The organism is Amycolatopsis pigmentata, assembly GCF_042684065.1.
Classification (GTDB): Bacteria; Actinomycetota; Actinomycetes; order Mycobacteriales; family Pseudonocardiaceae; genus Amycolatopsis_E; species Amycolatopsis_E pigmentata.
Genome location: NZ_JBHUKR010000023.1, coordinates 179,893 through 203,735, shown reverse-complemented (window position 1 = coordinate 203,735; position 23,843 = coordinate 179,893). Strand labels below are relative to the sequence as shown.

The window sequence follows — 23,843 nt, the reverse complement described above, 5'->3', positions numbered from 1 at the left end:
GCGCGTCATCTATCTGATCATCAGCGCCGTCGGAGTCACCGCATACGGCTACGACGAACTGCTGCTCCGGCGCAGAGCGGCGAAAGCCGACTACGTGATCAAGGACGATGCTCCGCCCAGGACCGCACATCACCGACGTCCTGCTGACACCTACCGGTGCCGGGTCGCCGTTGCAAGGCGGGCAGTTCGTCTACCTGAGCGTGGGCGGGGAACACCGCTGGCGCGAACACCCGTTCAGCGTGGCCGGGACATCGCCGGACGGCTCGGTCCGGCTCACCATCCGCTCCCGCGGCCGGGACACCCGGCGGATGCACGAGAACCTGCGTCCCGGACTGCCGGCCACGGTCAACGGCCCGTACGGCATGTTCGACCACACCCTCGGTGGAGCCCGCCAGATCTGGGTCGCCGGCGGTATCGGAGTCGCGCCGTTCCTGGGCTGGCTGACCACCGAGCGGCTCGACGAGCCGAACCGCCTCGATCTGTTCTACTGCGTCGGGACCGAGGCCGAAGCGGTGTTCCTGCCCGACCTCGTCGCGGCCGCCGACCGGTTGCCGAACCTCGAGGTGCACCCGGTCTTCTCCAAGGAGCACGGCAGGCTCACCGTCGACCGCATCCAGGCCGCGGCCGGTCCGGTGACGGCGGACACGCACGTGTTCCTGTGCGGTCCGGCTGCGATGATCGCGGGCCTCGGCGCCGACCTGCGGCGGAAAGGCATCCCGCGCGATTACGTTCACGCAGAGCACTTCGAGTTCCGCTAAAAGCAGCTTTCCAAAAGTCCGTTTCCCTGGACCGACAACGGCGAGGTCGTCAAGGTCGACAACGCGGCGTGGAACGGCGTTCTCGGCACCGGCGGCACTGCCACAATCGGCTACAACGCGAACTAAAGGCCCTCACGGTGTCACCGGGTGCGCCGTTTCCGTCCTGACTGCTCACCGCGAACGTGCCGGGCGGCGAGACCGTCGAGAACGATACCGAGGTGGCGCTCGAACCTCTCATCACCGTCGTCGCGAAGATGCCCAGCGACCTTGACCAGCGGCGCCTGCTCGCCCAACCCGGCGTCACGCTCGGCGAGGGAGTACCGCGACGGATCGGTTTCGGCGGACTGGAGCCGTTCCTGCTCCTCGATGACGAAGCCGACGACGAACGCGACGACCACGTCCAGCGCGTCGTCCGCCTCCGCAAGGGTGAACCCAGCCTTCGTCCAGCCCTGGTAAAGCGGCTCCTTGATGCGCACCACCACTGTGGGATCGGACACCCGCGCACCGCTGAAGACACGGGCACCGTCACGGTGGCGCAGGTACTCGGCGCGGAGCACGCGGGCGTACGCGGCCAGATCTTCGCGCCAGCCCGAACCTGGAGCCGGCAGCACATCCGCGATGCGGCGCAGGACCGTCGTGCTCATCTCGTCGAGCAGCTCCTGCTTGTTGCGCAGGTGCCAGTACAGGGCCGGCGCGCGGACGTCGAGCCGCTCCGCGAGCGCGCGGACGGTGACAGCGTCGATGCCCTTCTCGTCGAGCAGCTCCAGCGCGGCTTCCACGACCTTCTCACGCGTGATCCCCTTCGGCATGGTTGACAAGTTATCAAAGTTAAGTCAAGCTGGCCAAGGTCAACTTAACTTAGCTAAGGAGCTTCCGTGCCGAACACCGACCCGAATCCCCCGAAGGTGAAGATCCTGTCGGTCCACCAGCGTCTCGCCACGTCCGGCGCTCGCAGCGCGCACATCTTCCGCGTCGGCGACCGGCTGCACCTCGCCGTCCCGCAACTGGCCGAAGACGTGCCCGGGCGGCCCGTCGACATGCAGGGCGGCGACGCTGACGTGGACGCCGTCCTCTACCGCTGGGAAGCGGGGCGGTTCGCCGAGCACGACCGCCTCCCCAGCCCGAGTGCGGAAGACGCGTTGAGCTTCCGCAGCGGCGGGACGACCTACCTGGCCTTCGCCAACCTCCGGACCGGCAAGGGGCCATACGAAGTCAACGTCGACTCGCTCATCTACCGCGAGGAAGGCGGGAAGTGGATCCTCGACGAGGCCCTGCCCACCTTCGGCGCCAAACAGTGGCACCACTTCTCGATCGACGACCGCGAGTTCCTGGCCCTGGCCCAGGGGGTGATGATCCCCGGCATCCCCCTCGTACCCCAGGGTCACGGGCGCTCGGTCATCTTCGAGCGCATCGACGGGCGGTGGCAGGAATTCCAGGTCCTCGGCGGGCGCTTCGGGTACAACTGGGACTCCTTCCGCGTCGGCGGACACCATTTCCTGGCTTACGCCGACCAGCTTTCACCCAGCGTCGTCTACCGCTGGGACGGGAATTCCTTCGTCCCCTACCAAACGTTCGGCGAACGATTCGGCCGGAGTTTCCTGCATTTCTCCCACGAAGGCGAGGAGTGGCTGGCCTTCGCCTGCATCACCGGCGAGTCGACGCTGCACCGGTGGAACGGCGAGCTCTTCGAGCCCCACCAGTCACTCGGCGGCGCCGGTGGCCGCGAATTCGAACTCTTCCGCCGCGGCGACGACCTCTACCTCGTCCGGATCTGTTTCGTGCAGGGAATGCCCCCCACCCCCAAGACCGACCTGATGTCGCAGCTGTACCGGTGGGACAACGGAAAGTTCGAGGTCCTCGAGGAGTTCCCCACGTTCGGCGGCACCGACGCGAGCTATTTCGAGGCCGACGGCAGGTGCTTCCTGGTCGTCGCCAACAGTCTCACCCCAGACGTGCGGTTCCGTCAGGACAGCGTCGTCTACGAACTCTCGCTCGACAACGCCTGACCCGCACCAGCAAGGAGAATTCGATGCGATACCAACCCAACCCTCACTTCATGCGGCTCTTCGAGCTCTTCACCTCGGCTCCGGACAGCATCGGCGCGAACCTGCAGCGGGAACTGGGCGAAGCCCACTCCGGCACGCCGATGCTGGTGGCGACCGGCACCGACCTCGTGCTGTTCCCCGGCGGCGGACGCCCGCCTGCGGCGGTCGACTTCCGGAAGGGCACCCGGGGGTTCTTCGAGATCACCGCGGTCTCGCACCTCGGCCTCGCGATCCCCTACCTGGCCCGGCTGCGCGAACTCGACCACCCCAGCTGCAAGAAGGACGCCAGGGAACTCATCGCGCAGTGCCGCGTCGTCCAGGACTTCAACAGCGTTTCGTACTGGCGTGACGAGGTCGCGGCCGCCGCGTGGCGGGGACGTGAGGAGAAGATCACCGATCTCGTCGACTACACCTGCGCGACTACCGCGGACTACCTGGAACGTGCGATCAAGAACCCGAAGCTCCTGGACTTCGGGTACCTGCGCGCGAACCTGCTCGAAGGCGACGGCCCGGACGCGATCCCGGTGTCGTTCAACGACATGATGGCGGCGTCCTTCGCCCTCTCGGCGCTGGACTCGGTGCACCGGACCTTGAAGTGGCTGCAGGAGCAGACCATCGACTGGGCTCAGCTGATGGTGCTCGTCGTCGGCACTGCCGGACGCCCGAGCGCCGGCCTGACGTGGCAGAGCAACAACGTGTGCTCGCTGCTGTACGAGGCATCGGGCCGAAAGCTCGACCCGGCCCGGCTGATCATTGCCCCGGCGGCGCCGACCATCGATCTCGAAGACCTCGCCGACGGCGAGGCCGGCGCGCGGATCGAGGCGCGGTATCGCAGGTTCTGGTACAGCTCCCTGTCTTCGGTGGAGATGAGCCGTCTCATGTGGCCGGATTACCCGGGCTTCGAGAAGCGGATCGACCAGGCGCCCGTGGTCGAAGACGACACCGAAGTGGTCAGCGCCATGCCGGTCGTCCGGTCGGTCGACGACCAACGGGCCATCGTCACCCGGCTTCGCTATGTCATGGAGGACCCGACCGCGCAGATCGCGACCGCCGGCATGCAGTTCGTGCTCGACCAGTTGATCGCCAACGGGAACCGGCCCGAACTCGCCGAGCTCCCCGGCTTCACCTACACCACCTACCCGACCGCGGCGCGGAGGTAGGCCTTGCCCGCGCCGAAGCGGGAAGGGAGCGGATCGGCCCTTCCCGCGCCCGGCGCCGCTCAGCCAAACTAGCCACATGAGACAAGCTCTGGGCGACCTTCTATCCACGAGGACGGAACCGTGCTGGAAGGCGCCGGGAGCCGGCGTGGACGATCCGTGATCGCCCAGGCGCTGTCGACCGGGAAGGTCTTCGCCGCCACAAGTACACCGCGACCCAGGCAAGAAGTACCAGGCCAACAATTACGTACGCGTTGCTGAACACCAGAAACGCGCCACGAAAGCTGTCGTCGTGTTTGGTCGAGGTGACGATCATCCAGCTGTTCGTCGCGATGAATACCGGCAGCAGCACGATCGCAGCCGTTCGCTGGACGGCACCGCGCCACGCCGGCACGAGCAGCAATGGGACCGACCAGACCCAGTGGTGTGGCCAGGACACCGGCGAGATCAGCAACGAGGTCAGCGCGCAGGTGAGTATCCCGGTCAGTTCGAGTCCTCGACGGCTGGCCACCGCCGCGATGGTGATGCCCGCGAGGCCGGCCACCGCCATCACCGGCAGTGACCACAGGTGCGCCGGCCACGGCTGAGCCGTGATCCGTGCCATGGCGCCGAGCAGGGACTGATTGTTGATCGTGCGCGCGTCCGGGGTGACCCGGGATCCGTCCAGGAACAGCCCCGACCAGTACGCCCGCGAATCGCCCGGCAGGACCAGGAAACCCAATGCCACCGTAGCGAGAAAACCGACAAATGCGCGCAGGGCGGCCTTCGGCCGGCCGGTGAGCAACAGGTACAGGGCGAAGATCGCCGGAGTTATCTTGATTCCCGCCGCGACGCCGATGCTGACACCCCGCCACCGGCTGCGCGCCGGCCCCTGCAGATCGGCGACTACCAGGGCCATCAGCAGCAGATCGACCTGGCCGACGAGCAGGTTGTTGGTCACGGGGTAGACCATCAGCGCGAGCGACGACGAACCCAGCGTGAGCACGTTCCGGCGGGGTGACTCGGCACCCAGCGTGCGCAGTACCAGCCATATCGTCACCTCCAGCGCCGCGACTGATACCAGGGTCCAGCCGAAGATCGCCGCATCGGTGCCGATGACGGCGAATGGTACGAACATCAGAGCGGAGAACGGCGGATAGGTGAACGGGAGGGGGTCTCCCGCTTCGCCGTGACCGGCGAAACCGTACACCGGCCGACCGTGTATCAGCGCACTGCCCGCCTGCCGGTACACCTCCAGGTCAAGCCAGAACCGGCCTACGACCAGGTGGGTCACGACCGCGACGGCCGCCACCAGCATCGGCAGAGCGATGAGTGCCGTGCGCACGAGTCGGTCGCGCCGCATTGTGACCGGAGGGCGGCGCACCGTTTCAAAAATGGCTTCGGACATATGCCGCTCCTCAATCCGGCAGGGAAATCGTCAGATCCTGCGCGTCGTGGTCCGACATACCCTGCGGATCTTCGAACTCGTACCGGTGTACGCGCACGCCATGCATGGTGAACGCCCAGTCCAGACGCCAGAATCGCATCCAGCTCCCGGCCTGCCAGGACGCCGGATACAGCGAACGGGCGGCCCGGGCCGCGTCTGCGGTTATGGACCGCAGGCCGGCGAGGTCCGCCATCGCCGGGCTGGTGTTGAAATCCCCCGCAATCAGCACCGGCTTGGGGTTGGCTCCGACGTCGGACGTCAAGGCGGAGAACTGGGCGTGCCGTTGGTCGTCGGCTTCGCGCGTGTAGCCATAGAAGTCGGCATGCAGGGGGCTCCGGTTCATGTCGACCTGCACGGGGATATGTACGTTGTAGACCGAAAGGGTCGTGGTGCCGACTCTCAGGTCCGTTCGCAATACCTTTCCGGTGGTGAAATCAGCCCACCAGTCAGCAGCCGAGACGTGGGGCCAGCCCAGTACCGGGAACCGCGACAACGTCAGCAGTTCCCCCTTTGCCACCACCGTGTATCCGGGGAATTCTTGCCGCAACTGATCGATATCCTTCAGCTGTATCGCACCTTTCTCGTCCTTGCTTTCGTCCCAGTACATATGTTCCTGCAGCAGGTAAACGTCCGCGTGTTGCGCCTTGAGATAATCGTAGAAATGGCTTGCATCGTCGTTCTGATCCCAGTATTCGGTGTTCCACGAGAAAACGTGGATCGCGCCTGGTGGTACCGCGCCGTCGGGATTACCGGTCAGTGCGGCGACGTTGATTCCGGACTGCCCGAATCCGAGTATTCCGGCGAGAACGCCGGCGACGGCCACCCACCACCGAGCCGCCACCGGCAGGCGGATCCGGCAGGCGAGCAAGACCAGCACGCCGGCCAACAGCAGCAGCGGAACCAGGACGAACAGGAACGGCGGTATCGCGCCCACCAGCAGCCACACCCACCAGTGCCCGCTCAGGAACCATTGGGCGAAAACAAATCCAAGCCACAGGAGCGCGCAACTCACCAGCAGGCGAGTCGCCCGGCACCAGGTTCGTCGGCCGACCCGGGCCGTTACCCGCTCGACCTGCAGACCCTCGTCGGACATCAGCGGCTGACCGCTCATCTCAAGCCCCCGTCCTGGACACGGCGAAAGCCTGCAGGCGGTGGGTGGACATGCCCTGCGGGTCGACCAGCCGGTAGGAGTCCGTCCGCAAGCCGGAAGTGGTGAACGTGCCGTCCATTCGCCACAGCGACATTCCGCGGAAGGCCAGTGTGACAGGATAGAACGAGTCGCCGGCCGACACGGCATCGTGCAATCCGTCGAACCAGTGCCGGTCGCCCATGTTCGGCAGGGTGTTGGTGACGCCGCTTACTATCGCCGGGTTGCCGTTGGCAACCAGATCGGCGTGCAGGGCCTGGAATTCTGCCTGGCGCCACGTGTCCAATTTTCCGATCATTCGATAGAACGTCGAGGTGGCTGGGCTGAAATCGAGGTCGAGGACGTCGGGAAGATGGAGGTTGTAGACGGATAAGGTTTTTCCGTCGATCGTCAGATCGGTGCGCAGGACCCGGTAGGTCCAGAATTCAGGCCATGCGGTGTAGCTGATGCCGGGCGGCCTCGTCGCCGACGCGGGCAGCGGGATCTGTGCGGCGATGGGGAATCGGGACACGGTGAGGAGTTCGCCCGCGGAGGCGACGTAATAGCCAGGAAAGGCTTCGCGGATGCGGCCGAGGTCGTCGACCGGTTCCAACGTGTCCGGCCGGGGAATGCCGACCACGTACTCCTGCAACAGGTAAACGTCGGCGTGCTGTTCTTGCAGATAGGCGTAGAACCGGTCCGGGTCATCGCTTTGGTCCCAGTACAGGGTGTCCCAGGAAACAATCTTGACCGCTCCGGCCGGTATCAGGTTGTTTCCGTGGGGGCTCAGCGCTGCCCAGTTCACCCCGGCGTGTCCGATGCCCAGAACAAGCGAGATGGTGGCGGCCAGCACCGTGGCGACCCGAGACCGCGGCGGCATGCGCACCCGCGGCACCGGAAACGGCACGGTGCACAGCAACAGCACCACCGGAACCACGAGGAACAGCAGTGCGGGCGCCAGGTCGGCCAGGATCCATAACGACCATCTGCCGCTCAACAACAATTGCGACATCGTGAACACCAGCCAGGCCAGCGCCGCGCCCAGGAGTACCTGGGCGGGCCATCGGCGGCCCCGCCGAGGTGTGATGTCGTCGAGAACTGTGTCGGCCGGTTCGCTCACCACAGCGACCCCGCCTTGCTCTTCACGAACTCGGCCAGCAGTCGTACCGGACCCTTGGCCAGCGTGCGGTCGAGTGCGTTCATGAAGTAGTCGATTTCCGCCTGCTCGACCACCAGCGACGGCGCCACCACCAGCGGGTTTCGCCCATTGAGAGTGTAGTAGCTGTACACGCCGTGATCGCGGTACAACGCGTCCACCACGGCACAGGCCATCAGCTTTGTCCCGAAATTCGGATCTCTGCCGAGCCCGCCGGGCGCGATGCGCGATGCCATGCCGAGGATCCTCGGCCCGCCGAGGAAGACACCGAACAGCGCGCCCGATCCGGCTACGTCGGTGATCATGCGTGGATACTTCTCGGCGAGGTTGCCAAGCCCGGCCGCGATCTGTCGTTCGATTGTGCGGCCACGGCCGGGGTAATCGTCGTCGACGGCGATCCGCACCGCCTCGATGGCCGTCGCGATCTCCTCGGTCATGCCAGGCTCGGCCGAATCGTCGCCGGCGATGCGGCAGACCGATTCCCTCGCCACATAGCCGGAAATCGACGATTTTCCGCCGCCGAACGATTTCGAGGTGGTCAGCAGGTCGGGTACGAGCCCGGGATACCGGAGGAAGGCGAACAGGCTGCCCGTCTTTCCCCAGCCGGTATAGATTTCGTCGAACAGGAGCAGGATGTCCTCCGCCGTGCACAATTCCCGCAACTCGCGGAGGAAACCCTCGGAACAATGCCGCATGGTGGACGCGCTGAACGGCTCCACCAAGATTGCGTAGACGTCACATTCGCCCGATTCTTTCCGGCAGCTGTCTATCGCGGCCCGAACCGATTCGATGTCGTCGTAGGTGTACGACAGCACGCCGGAGATTCGGGGGAAGGCGAACGCGTGCTGCGCGGCTCCGGTCACGCTGCCGGAGCCGAGCAGCTTACCGTGAAAGCTAATGTCCGAGTGGAGAATGTGGCGGCGTCGGCCGCGGTGAAAGCGGTAGGCTAGTTTGATCGCCTCTTCCACGGCCTCGGCCCCGGAGTTGACGAACCGGCAAACCGACAGGTCGGCCGGCAGGAGTTGAGCAAGGTTGTGGCTCAGCACCGCCACGTACGGCGAAAGGTGGCCGTGGTGGGACTCGAGGCCGCCGCGGGCTTGGAACTCCCTGCGAGCGGCCAGGATTTGCGAGTGATTGTGCCCGTGACCGAGCACTCCGACCCCGCCGGTGAAATCCAGAATCCGCCGTCCGCCACGGGTATGGATCCACACCCCCTCGGCCTCGGCCACTAGCTCCCGGCCGAAGGAGAATGACGACATCAGCGACACCTGGCTCCGGCCGACATGCCGGCGATACAGGTCGTGTACCTCCGAGATGGACAGTCGCTCACACTCGTCGACACTGATCAGGTCATGCATTCGCTTTCCTATCACTTCGGCGGCCTTCAACGGCCTTCGCGATTGCGACGGACAGCCCGGTGCCGAGCAACTCGGTACAGAACGTGACGAGCCTGCTGGCGACCGCGGCGATTCCGGCGGCCTCTGCCGGCAGAACGGTGGTCAACGCGATCAGCATTGCGACCTCGCGGGCACCCCAGCCGTCGGGCAGGAACACGGCGACGCTGCCCGCTGCGACCGCGAGCGCGAAGCCTCCGACGCAGACCGGCAGCGCGGCCAGTGGGTTCGCGCCGAGCATGACCGCCAGCACCCACAGATGCAGACCGGACACCAGCCAGGAAGCCAGCGAGACCATAATCGACCTGCGCATCGCCTTGTCCGGGGCCACGGTGCCCGGTACGGGGCGTCCGGTCAGCATGAGCAGCCTGCTGACCGGCAGGCCGACTGCCTGGGGCCGGAAGAACATGGCGGCCACGAGCAGAACCGGGATGATCAGCAGCAGGGCACGGCCGCCGAGCACGCTCGGCGCGACCGACGAGCCGACCGCCGCGGCGGTCGTCAAGGCCACCGGGAGGCTCAGCGCGTAGGCCGCGACCATCCGGTTGGCCGTGACCCCAGCGTCGCCACCCAGCCGGATATGGGTGAGGACACCCCAAAACCGGCCGGGCAGTTTCTGCGTGACGATGCCGGCGAAAAAGATGCGCGCGCTGGCCGCATAACCGACGCGACTCTTTCCGGCGACCAGCAGGCAACGCCAGGATGCCATGGTCAGTGCCAACCCGGTCAGGTACGCCAGGCACGAGACCAGCAGCAACGGCACCATGTTGGGGCGTATCAGCGTTGCAGCCAGTTGCCAGTCCTGATCTCGAAGGGCCAGCACCACAGCCACCAGCACGACGAACGCCAGTACCCAGGAGACCAGCCTGCGCCAGAGCCGGTTCGGTGGCTTCGCCGTCTGGTCCGGCTTGACCGGCAGTTGGGTGAGTGAAGCACCGAACGTGGGGTCGAAAAGCCACCGCAGCAAGCCGAACGCCGCGCCCGCGACGAGCACGCCGCGGCTGAGCAGGCCCCGGTCAAGGCCGGCGATGGACCCGAGTTGCCGCCGTCCGGCGCCTCGGCGCAACGCGAGTATCGGAAGGAACGCTTGCGACCTGAAGAACGCGGTCCGCGCCAGCGCCAAGAATTTCGTACTGGCACGCTGCTGCCCGGTTACCAGATCGGAGAAGACGATTTCGTAGCGGTTCGCCAGCCGCGCCCGGTACTCGACGTCCCAGGATTCGCGCAGGCTCGCGTCGAACGGTCCGACCGCCTCGATCACCGGCATCGGAATCGCTGCCGGTGCGCCAAACGCGGTCCATACCGGCCCGAGCCAGCGGCGAAAATCGCGCCCGGAGGCGGGTTCGAGCACCTGTTTCCCGAACACGCAGCCGCGGCCGGGGCGTTCCCCCAGGAGCCGGACGGCATTGGCGATCGAGTCCGGTGCCAGCACAATGTCGGAGGCCACGAAGAACACGATTTCGCCATGGCTGGCGGCGACCGCACGATTTCCGGCCGCGGCCGGGCTGTCCCGAATTCCGGTACCGGTGTGGTTGGCGACGACGGTTTCCGTGGGCTGGTAGGTCTGCGCGCCAATGGCCGTGAGGCAGCGCCCCAGCGCGGCGTCGTCACCCCGGTGCAGAATGATTACCGATACGGTCGGCTGGCGATGAGGTTCTGGCATCTTCGCGCTTCCTCACGAGGTGACGGCGGGCGTGTCGTACAGCACCCGGAAACGCCGGGAAGCGATCCACTGGGCCGCACCCACCGCGACCGAGGCGGCGATGGTCACATTCACCAGGAATTGCATGACCGTGAAGTATCCGAGAAAAGCCGGACCCTGCTCGCGCAGGACGAACCGGTACATGCCGGCGTCGAGCCCGACCGACACGGCGAAAAGCAGCACCGGAACGGCGGCCGCGAGCGCTCCCGCCGCCAGCGGTAACACCGTGGAGACCACGGCGAGTAGCGCGGCGACGCTGGCGTACGCCCGGTTCGCTGTTTCGAAACCTTTCGCGAAGCGGCGTGCCTTGGCGTAAAGCGGAACCCTCAACCGGCCACGTTGGAACAGCTTGCGCAGCAACGTGACCAGCCGAGCATCGTGATCGTGCCGGCCACGCACGGCCGAAGTCAGCCGAAGCCGGTACCGTCGGCTGAGCCGGTAGCCGTAGTCTACCTCCTCGGTCTGACGGAGGGCCGCCGAAAAGGGGCCCAGTTCGGCGAAAACATCGGCCCGGATCGCGCAGATGTTGGGAAAGAGGAAGGACACGTTCCCTTCCGAACTGGCCGACCAGTAGTGGTACTGGAGGGCGCGAAACCGAGCCACCAGGCTGTTGTTGAGCAGCGGCACCGGATGCTCGATGCCGCATACCGCGCCGATCGTCGGTTCCGAACCGAGCACACTGAGCGCGGAGGAAATGGCATCCGGTTCGAGGGCGACATCGGAGTCGACGAAAAACAGCACCGCGCCACTGGCATGCGTGGCACCAAGATTGCGAGCCACACCGCACCCGCTGTTGCGTGGCGTGCGTACCACGCGCGCGCCGGCGCGTTCGGCGATGGCGACCGAATCGTCGGTGCTGCAGTCGTCGACCACGATCACTTCCGCTGGCCGGTGGTGCTGTGTCAGCACGGACCGCAGGCACAGTTCCAGGGTCCGGCCGCCGTTGTAGTTGGGGATGATCACGGACACGGTTCGCGGTGTATTCATCGGTGCTCCACCGCTTGCCCGGGCGCCGGCGGAGTCGGCGCGCGGTCGTACATGCGTCGGAACGAACTCGATGACAACCATTGCACGCCGCCGGCGAGCGCCGCGAGCCCGACCGTGGCGTTCACCAGCCCGTGCATCGCCAGGAAATATCCGAGGAAGCCAGGACCGCGCCGCCGCAGCACGAACCGGTACATCGGCACGTCGCACCCGATCGCGATGGCCAGCAACGACAGCGGAACGGCCGCGAACAGCGGACCGAACAGCACCGGAAGCGGGATCGAGAACAGGGCCGCCAGCGTGGCCATGCTGCCCCAGGCCCGCGGGCCGCTCGAGAAGCCACCGGAAAGCTCCGGACGCCGCAGGTACAACGGAATATGCAAGCGGGCCCGGGTGAACACTTTGGACATCACCACCCGCAGCGAGTCGTCGTAGTCATGACGACCGCGTACCGCCGAGGTCAATCGCACCTGGTGAGTGCGGGAGAGTCGGTGACCGAACTCGGCGTTTTCGGTGTGCCGCAACCGCGGGTCGAATCCGCCCACGGCCGCGAACAGATCGGCGCTGATCGCCAGAATCGCGGTGTAGGACGTGGTGATGGTGCCCTCGTCCTCCGCGAGCCAGTAGTACTGCTGAAGGCAGCGATATTCCTCGACCAGGCTGTCCCGGAAGAGCGGGACCGGGTCGTAGTTACCGCACACCGCCCCGATATCCGGGCTCGACTCCAGCAGCCGGACGGCGTTGACCACCGCGTCGGGGTTCAACGCGACGTCGGAGTCGACGAACAACAGGACTTCGCCGCTCGCCTGACCGGCACCGAGGTTCCGGGCCGCGGGAGCGCCCATGTTGTAGGGCGTGCGGATAATACGGATGCCCAGTTCGGCCGCGACCGACGCGGAGTCGTCGGTACTGCAGTCGTCGACAAGTAGTATCTCCAGGTTGTCATAGGTCTGCGCGAGTACCGACTCCAGGCATGGGCGAAGGGCACGCGCGTAGTTGTAGTTTGGGATGATCACGGACACGGTTGGCGAGGCCTTCGTCATGGGGCACCTCCGGATTCTCAAAACAGGACCTTGGCCAGGCTGAGCGCGCCTTGCCGCCACGGTTCACGCGAAGTGGTGCCGCGGCGGACAACGGACCCTCGTTGCGTCCGCCACCAGTCGAAGGTCCGCAGAATCGCCTCGCGATTGGAGAAGCGGGGTGTGAAACCGAGCCTTTCGCGAGCCTTTTCGATGCTCACGTAGGAGTCGGCCCGCAGCTTGCTCAGCAGGCGGCCGTACACCGGGGACAGTCGGGCCCATTGCAAGCCACGCAATATTGGCAGCGCGGGTCCGATGGGCACCGACACCACCTGTTTTCCGTGCCCCGCGGCGTCGAGCACGGCCTGGAAATCCTCCCGAAGCGTGGCGAACTCCGCGGCCGCGACGTTGTAGACGTCGTTCGCGATTTCTTCCGGTGCCGCCAGCACCGCGCGCACGGCGTCGATCAGATCCTCCAGCGCGCACATCTGGATGCGCACGTCACCACGGCCGAGAACTGGGAAGTTCCGGCCTTCGACGGCCCATTCGAACAGCATCGAGAACAAGCCCATCCGGCCGGGCCCGAGGAATGTCTTGGGACGCAACACCGACACGCACATGCCTTGCGCGCGGGACGACACGCACGCTTCTTCGGCCATGACCTTTGCCGTGCTGTACGGATCCACGGGCACCTGCGGGTAATCCTCCGGCGTGGGCACCAGACTCGGCAGCCCGTAGACCGCGGTGGAGGAGATATGCACCACGCGTGGGATCTTCTCCTCACGGCTGCACGCCAGCACGTTCGCCGTGCCGTCGACGATCACCGATCTGATCTGCTCGGCGTGCTGGCTCGGCAACGCCGCGGCGCAGTGCACCACGGCGTCCGCGCCGGCGATCGCGGCGCGCACGACCGCCGGGTTCCGGACATCACCTTCAATCTGCCGTACGTCGGCGACCGGCTCCGGCGCCGGCCGGAGGTCCAGCCCACGTACCGTCATCCCATTCCTGGCAAGGCTTTTCACCAGGCCTCCGCCCAGCACCCCGGCCGCGCCGGTCACCACCACAGTCTTCATAACGTTGTCGCCTTCTCTCCGAGGAATTTCGTCAGCAATCGCGGCAACCCGTCGGCGAGTGCCGCCTCGAAACCGTCCAGAAATCGCTCGACGTGTTCCGGTTCGGCGATCAGAGGGGGACCGATGAGCACGGGGAGTCGGCCGTGTAGTCCCTGGTGGGCAAGGATTCCGTGGTTCTTGTACAGGGCGTCGAGCACTGCCGCGGAAGTGAGTTTCGCGACGAAGTCCCGATTGTCCGTCAATCCGCTGGGAAGCGCTTTTCCTGCAACTTTCACGACCTCATCGCTGTAGTCGAGCATGACGCCGAAGGTGGCGCCGCAACCGCGTATTTCGCTGATCGTGCCCGGGCACGATCGCTGGATCCGGGCCAGGCCAGGCGCGAGAACATCCTGGATGTCCCGGGCCCGCCGTGGATAGTCGTGTTCGACGGCGATCCGGATCGCCTCGATCGCGGTCGCGTTCTCCTCACCGAATCCGTAGTAAGTGGTGCTGGTGCTGTGCAGCAGGGAGTCGGCCAGGTTGTCATACGACTGCCGGAAGATCCGCTTGCGTGCGACATACGCCGAGACCGAGGATTTTCCGCCGCCGAACGACCTGGAGATGGCCAGCACGTCCGGAATCAGCCCGGGGTGGCGGGTGAAGTGGAACAGGCTGCCGGTCCGGCCCAGGCCGGTACGGGTCTCGTCGAAGATCAGCACGATCTTGCCGGCGGTGCACAACTCGCGGAGGTCGCGGAGAAATTGCTTGGAACACTGGCGCGCGGTCGAGGAGCTGAACGGTTCCACCAGGATCGCGTAGACGTCACAGTTTCCTGATTTCGTCGCTCGCGTGATCGCCGATCGCACCGATTCCGTGCTGTCGTAGTGATAGCGAGCCACTCCGGGAATTTCCGGATAGCGTCCCTTGTTTCCCGCACTCAGGCTGCCGGAGCCAAGAAGCCGGCCATGGTCGGCGATATCGGAACAGAGGATGGTGTTCCGGGTACCGCCGTGATACTTGTAGGCCAGCTTGACCGCTCCCTCGATCGCTTCCGCGGCGGAGTTCGGAAAGAAGGAAAGGCAGAGATCACCCGGCAGGATAGTCGCCAGATTGTGGCCGAGTGCGGCGAGATAGGGCGAGAAATAGGTCTTGTGCACCTCCATCCGGCGCCGCTCGGCGTAGCGGAGCCGGGCGGCGACAATGGAGGGATGGTTGTGTCCATGGCTGAACCCCGCCGCGCCACTGGCGAAATCGAGGATCCGCCGGCCATCCCGGGTATACAGCCAGACGCCTTCGGCCCGGTCCGTCAATGAATCGCCGCAGCCGAATGACGTCATCGGTCGGATCTGGCCGCCGTCGACGAAACGCCGATAGAGCTCGCGCACCTGACCGGCGGTCAGGTTGGCGGCACCAGCCAGGCTGATCAGTCCGGCCGTATCTGGATCCCAGCCGGTCGCGGACCTGCCGGCCGGCGAGAAAGAACGGTTTTCGGGCATGTGTTACCGACCCCCACTCGGAAGACGACCCGGGGTGTTGCGACTGCCTCCCCTGCCGCAGTGACCTCACCAGCCTGTCTCGGCGGGCCGACCCGGACATGGGTAGCCGCTACCCGGATTCGCGTCCGTGCGCGCGTCCAAATATGGGGGCGAGTTACCCATGTAGGTCCCGCACCGCTGTGCCATCGTGAGCGCGTGACAGACGCCTCGACACCGGATCTCGGCGAGTGGTGGTGGGCCCCCGCCCTCACTGTGAACGAGCGCTTGCCCGCCCCCGGCGGTCCGGAGGCCACGGGGAGACGCCGCGCCAGTGAGCGGCTTGAGCACTGGCGTTCGGCCCACCGTTCGCACGACAATCGCTGGTTCGCCGACCGGCTGGCCTCGGCCGGTCTTGACGAGGTCGGGCTCTTGGCCCTGCTCGCCGAGCCGTCGGAGGCTCTCGCCGCCCGAGTCCCGCAGCCGGGCTGGGCCCGGTCCGTGCACCGGACCCTGACGGAAGCGAAATCGGACCCGCCCGAAATGCCGCCGCCCGCGGACTGGCGCGACGCGTTCGCAGTGCCGTTCCGCCCGTTCGTCGAGTCGGCCCGGACCCGCCTGCTCCGGCGGACCGGCGACCTGCCGGGCGCCGAACACATCGACCTGACCGAGGTGGGCCGGGAGTTCGCCGGCCGGCTCGGCCGGCGGCTGGCCGCGCTGGCCACCCGCACCCTGGTGCGGGAACTGCACGCCGCCGCCGGCACGCTGACCGGCGCGGACTCGTCGGCTCGGTTCGCCGACTTCGTCAGGAAACAGTCCAGCCCTCGGACGCTGGCGTTACTGTTGAGGACCTATCCGGTGCTGGCCAGGCTGGTGACGGTCACCTGCGACCAGGCCGTCGAGGCCGAGGCCGAACTGCTGGCGAGGTTCTGCGTCGACCGGCCCGCCATCCTCGCCGAACTGCTCGACGACACCGACCCCGGTGCGCTGGTAGCAGTCGGGCTGTCGGCGGGCGACTCACACCAGCACGGGCGATCGGTCGCGATCCTCCGGCTGGCGAGCGGAGCCAAGGTCGTGTACAAACCGCGTTCCTTGGCGCTGTATCGCCATTTCGCGGAGCTGGTCGAATGGCTCAACGCGAACACGAATCGCGTCACGCTTCGTACCGCCAGGACAGTAGCCGGAGCCGGCTACGGGTGGGCGGAGTTCATTCCGTACCGCCCTTGCGACAGCCTCGCCGACGTCAACCAGTTCTACCGTAATCAGGGCGCGCTACTTGCTTTGTTGTATGCGCTCGACGCGACCGACGCGCACTGCGAAAACCTTGTCGCGTGCGGGGATCAGCCAGTACTCGTCGATGTCGAAACGCTGTTCCACCCCGCGCGGCCCGGCGCACCGGAAACCTACGCCGATCCCGCCGCGCAGCGGCTGTCGTCCTCGGTGTACCGATCCGCGTTGCTGCCGCAACTGCTGATCGGTCGGCATGGCGCGCTCGATGTCTCCGGCATGGGAGGAGACAGCGGCGCTACCGTCCCGGTCGACGCGGTTTGCTGGGAGGACGCGGGCACCGACCGGATGCGGTTGGTGCGGCGGGCCGTCAAGTTCCGCACCGCGGTCAACCGGCCCTCGTTTGCCGGTCGGCAGACGGAACCCGCGGACTTCCGCGCGCCGCTGCTCGCCGGGTTCCGGTCCGGCTACGAAACCATCGTGGCGGGTCGCGAGGATCTGCTGGCGCCGGGCGGACCGTTGCGCAGGAGCGGTGACGACGAGATCCGCGTACTCGCCAGGCCGACCCGGCTCTATTCGGTGCTGCTCGACGAATCCACGCACCCGGACCTCCTGCGGGACGCGCTGGATCGGGACCGCGCCCTCGACCTGCTGTGGGCCGACTCGGCCGACGACGACTTCCGCCGCCGGCTCGTGCCGCACGAACACGCCGATCTGTGGGCGGGCGATGTCCCGCTGTTCACCGGACGGCCGTCGGCCCGCGCGCTCTGGAGCGCGGACGGCGCCTGCCTGCCGGATCTGCTCGACCGACCCACTCTCGCCCACACACTCGAGAAGATCGAGGCGATGGGGGAAGTGGACGAGTCGTTTCAGGAATGGGTGATCAGCGCGGCCCTGGCCACGCGGCCGCATTCCGCCGATCCACAGTTTTCGCGCGCGGTGGCCAAGTCGGCCGTGGCCCGCGCCGACCCTGAGTATCTGCTGGCCGCGGCGAGCACCATCGCGGACGAGGTCATGGGCCGGGCCGCCCGGGGCGGCGGGCGTGGCAACTGGGTGGGCCTGGAACCGGCAGACGGCCGGCATTGGGCGCTACTGCCAATGGGGGCCGGGCTGGGCTATGGATACATCGGTGTTGCGCTGTTCCTGGCCGAGCTGGCCAAGCTGACCGGTCTCGCGCGTGGCCGGGAGATAGCGCGCGAGGCGGTGAGCGCAGTTCCCGGTCTGCTCGACATGCTGGGCCACCGGCCTGAACTGGCCGCCACCGCCGGCCATGGCGGGTTCCTCGGGCTCGGCGGGGTGTGCTACGGCCTTGCCCGGCTCGCCTCACTGCTCGACGACCAGGACCTGCACGGCTGGCTGGCCACCGCCGTGGACGTGCTCGCCGGACTGCCCGACGACGGCCGTTACGGGGTGTCAGGTGGCCTGGCCGGCGACCTTGCCGCGCTGATCGCGGTGGCCGAGGAAACCGGATTGCCCGCCGCGCGGCGGCTCACGCGGGCGATCGCGGACCGGCTCGTCGCGGCCGAACGAAGCGGTACCGGACGCGACGGGGAACCGGCCGGTTTCGCGCACGGATCAACCGGGATCGGCTGGGCATTGATGCGCTACGCCGAAATGGGTGCCGGTGAACCTTATGCGGCCGTCGGCCGCGCGGCACTGCGTCGTGGTCGGAAAGAGGTCGAAAAGGCGTCGGCGGAATCGAACCGTGACTATGGCTGGTGTTCCGGACTCTCCGGAACCATCGCGGCCGATCTGATCGACGGGGACACCGCCGACATACGGGTTCTCCTCGACCGGGCACCGCGCGGCGACCTGAGCCTGCGCCACGGCGAACTCGGCGTGCTCGAACCGCTGACCATGCTGGCCGCGGCAGGCGAGGAAACAGCGGCCGCCGGTTGCGCCTGGCGCGCCGGATTCGTCCTTGCCGCACTACGGGACCGCGGAGCCTGTTGTGGTACGCCGGACTCCGTCCCGACCCCGAATTTGTTGAGCGGACTGGCGGGTATCGGTTATGGCCTGCTCCGTCTCGGTTTCCCGAAGACGGTTCCATCGGTCCTGTTCCTCGAAGCCATGCCCGAAAAACAAGAAGACAGGGAGAAGTAGATGAACGAACAGAACAGTTGGCCCGGCTCGGAGAATGGCGATCCGCTCGGCCCCGTCGTCCTGTCGGAAGCCGTGACGCGGGGAACCCGGCACGGCGCGCTGACCGGCACCGCGCCGCGGATCGACGCGCTCACCATTATGTGGCCGGACAGCCCTTCGCTGGTCATCAGCTACTGGGAGGGCACCGACTGACCTCCGCGAGACGCTGGGTCGGCTCGCCGAATCGGGATCAAATCTCGCTTGAGACATACGATCGCGTCCGCGTAACATTCCACGGATGCGTCACCGCTCGTCGGTTCTGGTGGGGCGAGACCACGAGGTGCGAGAACTTGACCAAGCGTTGCGGGCCACCGTGGGTCGCCGGGGGAGTGCCATTTTTCTCGTCGGCGAGGCCGGGATAGGGAAAACCCGGCTCGCGCGCGAGGCGACCGGCCTCGCCAGCGAGCTCGGTCTGCGGATACTGCGGGGGCGGGGCAGCGGTATCGGCCCTATCGTCCCGTTCCGGCCGCTGACCGAGGCGCTGCTGTCGCTGTTCCACGGGAGCCGCCCGCCCGAGACGGCCGAACTGGGCCCGTACGCGTCCAGCCTCGGCCGGCTGGTGCCGGACTGGCATGACGACGGTGACACCGAGAACAACGAGCGCGGCGATTCACTGGTGGTGCTCGGCGAGGCGATCTTGCGGCTCCTGTCGGTGGCCAGCCGGGCCCGTGGTTGCCTGCTGGTGCTCGACGACCTCCAGGATGCGGACTCGGAAAGCCTGTCCATCGTCGAGTACCTGATCGACAATCTCGGTCGGGAACCGATCGTGTTCCTGGGGGGCGTGCGCTCGGAACCATCCGCCGCCCTGGAGCTGGCACGGGCGGCGGCGCAGCGCCGGACCTGTGTGCTGCGCACGCTCGACCGGCTCGACCGGCCGGGCCTGGACCAGCTGGCCGGCTCGTATCTGGGGGTCGAGCCGGCGGAGGTGCCGGCCGAGGTGACCGACTTGATGGCGCGGAACAGTGTCGGCAACCCGTTTCTGGCCGAAGAGCTGTTGAACCATATGCTCGACTCGGGTCTGCTGGTGTGCGGCCCGGACGGCTGGCGGGTCACCGGTGAGCTGGCCGCCGACGTGCCGGCCACGGTGTCCAGCAGCGTCAAGCAGGTGCTGGACCGGGCGGGTCAGCCGGGCCGGACACTGGTGGCCACGGCCGCGGTGCTTGGCGAGCGCTTTCCGCTGGCCGTCGTCCAGGCCGTCACCGGCACGGACGACTATGCGTTGCTGAGCCATATCCATGCCGGCGCGGTCGGCCAGCTCATCGTCGCCGACGACCGCGAACCGGACTGGTATGCGTTCCGGCATCCGCTGACCGCGCGTGCCGCGCTCGCCTACGTGACGCCGAAGACCCGCGCGGAGATCGCGGGAAAAGCCGCCGACGCCATCGAGGCAATGTACCTGGGGTTGCCGGGCGAGTGGTGCCAGTTGGCGGCCACCTTACGGGTGACCGCCGGGGATTTCGCCGCGGCCGGCCGGTTGTTCGCCGAAGCCGGCCACCGCGCGCTGGACAACGGGGCTCCCGATTCCGCCGTCACGCTGCTCGGTCGAGCCCGTGACCTGCTGGCCGACCATCCCGACCCAGCGGTCCGGGCCGATGCCCTGGAAGGGCTGCTGTACGCACTAGCCGAGACCGGCAAGATCGAGGAGGCATTCCGGCTCGCCGACGCGTTCGCGGCTTTCGCACAGCTCAACCGGGCGATCAAACTGCATCTCAGGCTCGGCTGGGCGGCATATCTGGCCGGCCGGTTCGCGGACGGTATGGCGCAGGTAAGGACGGTGCGCGCCCTGCTCGGCGCGGACGACCTCGAAGACCTGGCCGCTGTCGAGGCGCTCAACGCCAACCTGCTGCTGGAAGTGCCGGGCGAGGGGCACATCGCGGCAGCCGAGGAGTGTGCCAACCGCGCGCTCCGTCTCGCCGAACAGACGTCTGCCCCGGCGGTCTCCTGCCAGGCGCTCCAGGTTCTGGGTATCGCCGCGCGCGACCGGGATCTCGACGAGGCACGGGGTTACCTGCAGCGAGCCCTGCTGATCGCCGAACAGAACCGGATGACCCTCGTCCGCGCCCACGTCCTGCTCCGGCTCGGCGGGCACGACGTGCAGAGTCACGCCGATGCCACCAATCTCGACCGTGCGCGCGAGCAGGCCGGCGGCGCCGTCACGGTCGCCTGCGCCGCCGACGCGCTCTGGGGCATGGATCTGGTCATGCGCGGCGAGTTCACCGCCGCGCATGACCAGATGGACCGTTGCTCGGCGGTCGCGGCCAGGCTGCGGCTGACCGACGTGATCCGGTATCTCCTGGTCACCCGGGCGACGCTGGCCGCGCACCAGGGCAAGCGGGAGGAGATGGAGACCGCGCTCGCCCGGTTCGCCCAGGTCATCAGTGGGGAACCGGCACCCGAGCGGGCGGTCGTGTTCGGTCTCGCCCGCGCGTTTTGCGCCCTGCTGGAGGAGGACGTGCAGCTGGCCAGGGCCGAACTGGCGGCGGCCAGCGACCACGACACCAGAAATCCCTCGGGATTCCGGTTGACCGGCCGGTATGGCCTACTACCGTTGCTCGACGCCATCGCGGGCACGTTGCCCCCCGGCGACTGCGCGGACCTGCTGGCCGGCGCGTTCGGCCACATGCGCTGGAACCGGCAGTTCCTGTTGCTGGCGAACGCGGTGCTGCTCGGCCGGGCGGGTGATCGGGAGGGCGCGGCGGATGCGATGAACGCGGCCGCCGAGGCCACGGCGCCCTACGCCATGGCCCGGCATCTCGGTTTGCGCCTCGTCGCGGAAGCGGCCGCCGCCGACGGCTGGGGCGAGCCGGTGGCCTGGTTACGGCAGGCGGAAGAATACTTCCACCAGCTGGGCGTGACCGCGGTCGCCAGTTCCTGCCGTGCGCTGCTGCGCCGGAACGGCGTGCCGGTCCGGCAGCGCCGGGCCGGCACCAGTCGGCTGCCCGATCAGCTTCGTCGGCTCGGGGTGACGGTCCGCGAGTTCGAGGTGCTGGAACTGCTGGTACAGCGGCTCGGCAACAAGGCGATCGGTCAGCGTCTGCACATCTCGCCCCGAACCGTGGAGAAACACGTCGCCAGCCTCGCCACCAAGACCAACCAGCCAGATCGGGTCTCCCTGGGCGAATACGCCGTCACGATCCTGCGCCGGGCTGACCCAACGGAGCCGCTGTAGCGGTATCCGTGGCGGCGAGGGCGTCCAGGACGCGGTTCAGATCCGCAAGCGCCTGATCGTCGCCGTACCGTGTCCGCACCCCTCCGGCATGCAGCACGACCTCATCCACCCCCGCGGCCCAGTACCGCCGGATGCCGTCGGCCACTCGGGCTGGGTCACCGGTCAGCACGACCTCGTGCGCCAGCAGGTGACCGGCACCGAAAGCCGGCTGACTGGGCCCCACCGAGAGCCCCGCCTCGCGGAACATCGCGCGGTAGTGGGGTGCGGTCAAGTGCCCGGCGTAAGCGGCGAGAGTGAGATCCAGCGGGTCACGCCCCTCGCCGTCCAACGCCACACCCACCGCGGCCACGATACGAGGCACCGGCCGTCCGGCGGCGGTGCTACCAGCCACGACCGCCGGACGCAGGACCTCGGCGAGGTGACCCAGCGGCGCGAGCCAGGTAATCACGGCGTCAGCGACTTCACCGGCGAGGACCGCCATCCGGCGGCGAAGGACCCCGAGCCCGAGATACACGCGCGGATGCTCGATCCAGGGCAACGGCCACTCGTGTGAGTAGTACTCGCCATCAAACCGCGTGCTGTCGTAACTCAGCAGTGCCCGCATCACGGACGCGTACTCGCGGACCGCGCGGAGCGGGCTGCTATACCGCTTGCCACGCAGCGCTGCAACGAACTGGGATGGCCCGGTCCCGAGACCGGCGACCACGGAATGGCCGGTCAGCGCCGCGAGCGACCGGGCTTGCAGCGCCGCCTCCAGCGGATGGCGTAACGGCATCAGCGTCACCGCAGTGCCCACCGGGATCCGGACGTCGCGCCCGGCCAGGTAGGCCATCACCTGGTGCGGTTCGAGGAGAATGGACTGGCCTATCCACAGCCGCTCCGCCCGGCCGGTGCTGACCAACTCGGCGTAGCCGCCCACTTCCGACATCCGCGCCGGTAGCGACGGAAGCATGATCGACACCGCACCCGACACCCTGCGAGCCTAATGGCTTATCCCCGGTTTGTTCGGGGAATCAGTAAAGAATGGCAGGAGATGATCGGGATTCTCACGGGCCATGCCGCAGTGGCTGGGGTGGCACGCGGCGGCCGCCAAGAGGTTGTTGTCCGGTCGCTGACCCCTTCTACCGTTAGCCTCCCGCTTTCACGGTGGCTGGGGCGTGGGGTTGTGTCGCGGAGAAAGAAAGGTGCTCTGAGCTGCAAGAATATGACTTGCTGAGGGTCATGTTCGAGCGAGTTCGGGGAGCACCTTTCTGGTGTCGAAGTCTACTGGTCTTTATCCGTCGTTGTCGGTTGGCATTGCGGGAAGAGGGGTCGTGTCGCAGGCCGGGGCGGTCACGTTGCTGCGGACCCGCGACATTCGGTCATGTCCTGGCCTGCCCCGCCGGGTCCGGCTTGGTTGCTGTTACTGCTCGACACGGACCGGGCTGACGTAGGTACCGGGGTGAGCGGCGCCGTCCTGCTTGTTCAGCGCGCCTTGCTCCCACGGGAAGGTCTGGGTGTCGTAGGTGTTTGGCGGGGTGATCGAGACCGACTTGACGTGCCAGCCGGTGGCTTCGTCAGCGACCATGTACGTGAAGTTGGCGATGGCCCGTTCGCCCGGTTCCAGCACGACATCCATCGTCGGCTCATTGGTCCGGTCCACATTCCAGCTGGTGCCGTCTTCCCCGTCGAACCGGACCCCAGGAAAGCCGCGCACCACGCATTTCGGCCCCGGGTTGCGGAAGGCAAACGCGATGCGGAACTGAGGTGGGGCGGGTTCATTCGTCGTGGCCGGTGCGTCGTTGTAGATGGCCGTAGTCAGGTGCCGGCACCCCGGGACGCCGACACGCTTGGCTGCGTATTCGCTTTCCTTGTTGTCGTTGGCGGCGGCGGAGTCGGCACCGTTGAGGGCAACGACGTTCGCTGAAGCGGCGGTCGGCGGGGGTGCGGGTGCGGCCGTGTTGTGGTCGGTGGATGAGCAGCCCACCATCACCGCCGCGGATGCGACGGCCATGCCGGCGATTCCCGCTCGCCG

Annotated in this window: 18 protein-coding genes; 6 read left to right on the top strand and 12 right to left on the bottom strand. The window is 67.2% G+C overall.

The genetic code is table 11. The features are described from left to right. Positions 1–107 precede the first annotated feature (107 nt). Positions 108–758: a hypothetical protein gene (locus ACFSXZ_RS36480; protein WP_378270639.1), complete on the top strand. Its 651-nt coding sequence runs from the start codon at positions 108–110 to the stop codon at positions 756–758. A 140-nt stretch (positions 759–898) separates the two neighbouring features. Here ACFSXZ_RS36480 and ACFSXZ_RS36475 read toward each other — a convergent pair whose 3' ends face one another. Continuing rightward, positions 899–1,567, bottom strand: coding sequence for a TetR/AcrR family transcriptional regulator C-terminal domain-containing protein (locus tag ACFSXZ_RS36475; RefSeq protein ID WP_378270637.1), 669 nt, complete (start codon positions 1,565–1,567; stop codon positions 899–901). A 66-nt stretch (positions 1,568–1,633) separates the two neighbouring features. Between ACFSXZ_RS36475 and ACFSXZ_RS36470 the strand changes: the two genes are divergently transcribed. Beyond that, positions 1,634–2,764: a hypothetical protein gene (locus ACFSXZ_RS36470; protein ID WP_378270636.1), complete on the top strand. Its 1,131-nt coding sequence runs from the start codon at positions 1,634–1,636 to the stop codon at positions 2,762–2,764. A gap of 23 nt (positions 2,765–2,787) precedes the next feature. Then, positions 2,788–3,963 (top strand): DUF5624 domain-containing protein, encoded by a 1,176-nt coding sequence (locus ACFSXZ_RS36465; RefSeq protein WP_378270634.1) that lies wholly within the window; start codon positions 2,788–2,790, stop codon positions 3,961–3,963. A 100-nt stretch (positions 3,964–4,063) separates the two neighbouring features. Here the strand turns inward: ACFSXZ_RS36465 and ACFSXZ_RS36460 are convergent, their stop codons facing one another. Genes ACFSXZ_RS36460 through ACFSXZ_RS36420 form a run of 9 tightly spaced genes read right to left on the bottom strand, consistent with a single transcriptional unit; the run spans position 4,064 to position 15,315 of the window. Then, a complete protein-coding gene (locus tag ACFSXZ_RS36460) occupies positions 4,064–5,347 on the bottom strand; it encodes a glycosyltransferase 87 family protein (protein ID WP_378270633.1) in 1,284 nt (427 codons plus the stop codon). Between the two features lie 10 nt (positions 5,348–5,357). Then, on the bottom strand, positions 5,358–6,497 hold the full coding sequence (locus tag ACFSXZ_RS36455) for an endonuclease/exonuclease/phosphatase family protein (protein WP_378270631.1): 1,140 nt from the start codon (positions 6,495–6,497) through the stop codon (positions 5,358–5,360). 1 nt (position 6,498) lies between these two features. Then, positions 6,499–7,632 carry a hypothetical protein gene (locus tag ACFSXZ_RS36450; RefSeq protein ID WP_378270630.1) on the bottom strand — a complete coding sequence of 378 codons (1,134 nt, stop codon included), beginning with the start codon at positions 7,630–7,632 and terminating at the stop codon, positions 6,499–6,501. Next, complete coding sequence (locus ACFSXZ_RS36445; protein ID WP_378270628.1) at positions 7,629–9,026, bottom strand: aspartate aminotransferase family protein; 1,398 nt, start codon at positions 9,024–9,026, stop codon at positions 7,629–7,631. Before ACFSXZ_RS36445 ends, ACFSXZ_RS36450 begins: the two co-directional genes overlap by 4 nt. Next, positions 9,019–10,725 carry a lysylphosphatidylglycerol synthase domain-containing protein gene (locus tag ACFSXZ_RS36440; protein ID WP_378270626.1) on the bottom strand — a complete coding sequence of 569 codons (1,707 nt, stop codon included), beginning with the start codon at positions 10,723–10,725 and terminating at the stop codon, positions 9,019–9,021. Before ACFSXZ_RS36440 ends, ACFSXZ_RS36445 begins: the two co-directional genes overlap by 8 nt. Before the next feature lie 12 nt (positions 10,726–10,737). Further along, positions 10,738–11,751 carry a glycosyltransferase family 2 protein gene (locus ACFSXZ_RS36435; protein ID WP_378270624.1) on the bottom strand — a complete coding sequence of 338 codons (1,014 nt, stop codon included), beginning with the start codon at positions 11,749–11,751 and terminating at the stop codon, positions 10,738–10,740. Further along, complete coding sequence (locus ACFSXZ_RS36430; RefSeq protein WP_378270623.1) at positions 11,748–12,791, bottom strand: glycosyltransferase family 2 protein; 1,044 nt, start codon at positions 12,789–12,791, stop codon at positions 11,748–11,750. The genes ACFSXZ_RS36435 and ACFSXZ_RS36430 overlap by 4 nt, the downstream gene beginning before the upstream one ends. Positions 12,792–12,808: 17 nt before the next feature. After that, positions 12,809–13,840, bottom strand: coding sequence for an NAD-dependent epimerase/dehydratase family protein (locus tag ACFSXZ_RS36425; RefSeq protein ID WP_378270621.1), 1,032 nt, complete (start codon positions 13,838–13,840; stop codon positions 12,809–12,811). Further along, complete coding sequence (locus tag ACFSXZ_RS36420) at positions 13,837–15,315, bottom strand: aspartate aminotransferase family protein (protein WP_378270619.1); 1,479 nt, start codon at positions 15,313–15,315, stop codon at positions 13,837–13,839. Before ACFSXZ_RS36420 ends, ACFSXZ_RS36425 begins: the two co-directional genes overlap by 4 nt. A gap of 195 nt (positions 15,316–15,510) precedes the next feature. Here ACFSXZ_RS36420 and ACFSXZ_RS36415 point away from each other — a divergent pair, with 195 nt between their 5' ends. The 3 genes from ACFSXZ_RS36415 to ACFSXZ_RS36405 all read left to right on the top strand — a co-directional run bounded on the left by ACFSXZ_RS36415 (position 15,511) and on the right by ACFSXZ_RS36405 (position 21,829). Continuing rightward, on the top strand, positions 15,511–18,621 hold the full coding sequence (locus ACFSXZ_RS36415; RefSeq protein ID WP_378270618.1) for a type 2 lanthipeptide synthetase LanM family protein: 3,111 nt from the start codon (positions 15,511–15,513) through the stop codon (positions 18,619–18,621). Beyond that, the gene (locus tag ACFSXZ_RS36410; protein WP_378270616.1) at positions 18,622–18,813 is read left to right on the top strand and encodes a hypothetical protein; all 192 of its coding nucleotides are present in this window, start codon (positions 18,622–18,624) and stop codon (positions 18,811–18,813) included. A gap of 85 nt (positions 18,814–18,898) precedes the next feature. Beyond that, entirely contained in the window at positions 18,899–21,829 is a 2,931-nt protein-coding gene (locus ACFSXZ_RS36405) for a helix-turn-helix transcriptional regulator (RefSeq protein WP_378270614.1), read from the top strand. Here ACFSXZ_RS36405 and ACFSXZ_RS36400 read toward each other — a convergent pair. Together ACFSXZ_RS36400 and ACFSXZ_RS36395 are read right to left on the bottom strand one after the other, a co-directional pair. Then, positions 21,789–22,802, bottom strand: coding sequence for an LLM class flavin-dependent oxidoreductase (locus ACFSXZ_RS36400; protein WP_378270613.1), 1,014 nt, complete (start codon positions 22,800–22,802; stop codon positions 21,789–21,791). The genes ACFSXZ_RS36405 and ACFSXZ_RS36400 overlap by 41 nt on opposite strands. 429 nt (positions 22,803–23,231) lie before the next feature. Then, the gene (locus ACFSXZ_RS36395; protein ID WP_378270611.1) at positions 23,232–23,822 is read right to left on the bottom strand and encodes a DUF4232 domain-containing protein; all 591 of its coding nucleotides are present in this window, start codon (positions 23,820–23,822) and stop codon (positions 23,232–23,234) included. Positions 23,823–23,843: the final 21 nt, after the last annotated feature.

Coding starts and splice junctions, on each gene's coding strand:
- ACFSXZ_RS36480 (WP_378270639.1), top strand. CDS start 108: ATGCTCCGCCCAGGACCGCACATCACCGACGTCCTGCTGACACCTACC.
- ACFSXZ_RS36475 (WP_378270637.1), bottom strand. CDS start 1,567: ATGCCGAAGGGGATCACGCGTGAGAAGGTCGTGGAAGCCGCGCTGGAG.
- ACFSXZ_RS36465 (WP_378270634.1), top strand. CDS start 2,788: ATGCGATACCAACCCAACCCTCACTTCATGCGGCTCTTCGAGCTCTTC.
- ACFSXZ_RS36460 (WP_378270633.1), bottom strand. CDS start 5,347: ATGTCCGAAGCCATTTTTGAAACGGTGCGCCGCCCTCCGGTCACAATG.
- ACFSXZ_RS36455 (WP_378270631.1), bottom strand. CDS start 6,497: ATGAGCGGTCAGCCGCTGATGTCCGACGAGGGTCTGCAGGTCGAGCGG.
- ACFSXZ_RS36445 (WP_378270628.1), bottom strand. CDS start 9,026: ATGCATGACCTGATCAGTGTCGACGAGTGTGAGCGACTGTCCATCTCG.
- ACFSXZ_RS36440 (WP_378270626.1), bottom strand. CDS start 10,725: ATGCCAGAACCTCATCGCCAGCCGACCGTATCGGTAATCATTCTGCAC.
- ACFSXZ_RS36435 (WP_378270624.1), bottom strand. CDS start 11,751: ATGAATACACCGCGAACCGTGTCCGTGATCATCCCCAACTACAACGGC.
- ACFSXZ_RS36430 (WP_378270623.1), bottom strand. CDS start 12,791: ATGACGAAGGCCTCGCCAACCGTGTCCGTGATCATCCCAAACTACAAC.
- ACFSXZ_RS36425 (WP_378270621.1), bottom strand. CDS start 13,840: ATGAAGACTGTGGTGGTGACCGGCGCGGCCGGGGTGCTGGGCGGAGGC.
- ACFSXZ_RS36420 (WP_378270619.1), bottom strand. CDS start 15,315: ATGCCCGAAAACCGTTCTTTCTCGCCGGCCGGCAGGTCCGCGACCGGC.
- ACFSXZ_RS36410 (WP_378270616.1), top strand. CDS start 18,622: ATGAACGAACAGAACAGTTGGCCCGGCTCGGAGAATGGCGATCCGCTC.
- ACFSXZ_RS36405 (WP_378270614.1), top strand. CDS start 18,899: ATGCGTCACCGCTCGTCGGTTCTGGTGGGGCGAGACCACGAGGTGCGA.
- ACFSXZ_RS36395 (WP_378270611.1), bottom strand. CDS start 23,822: ATGGCCGTCGCATCCGCGGCGGTGATGGTGGGCTGCTCATCCACCGAC.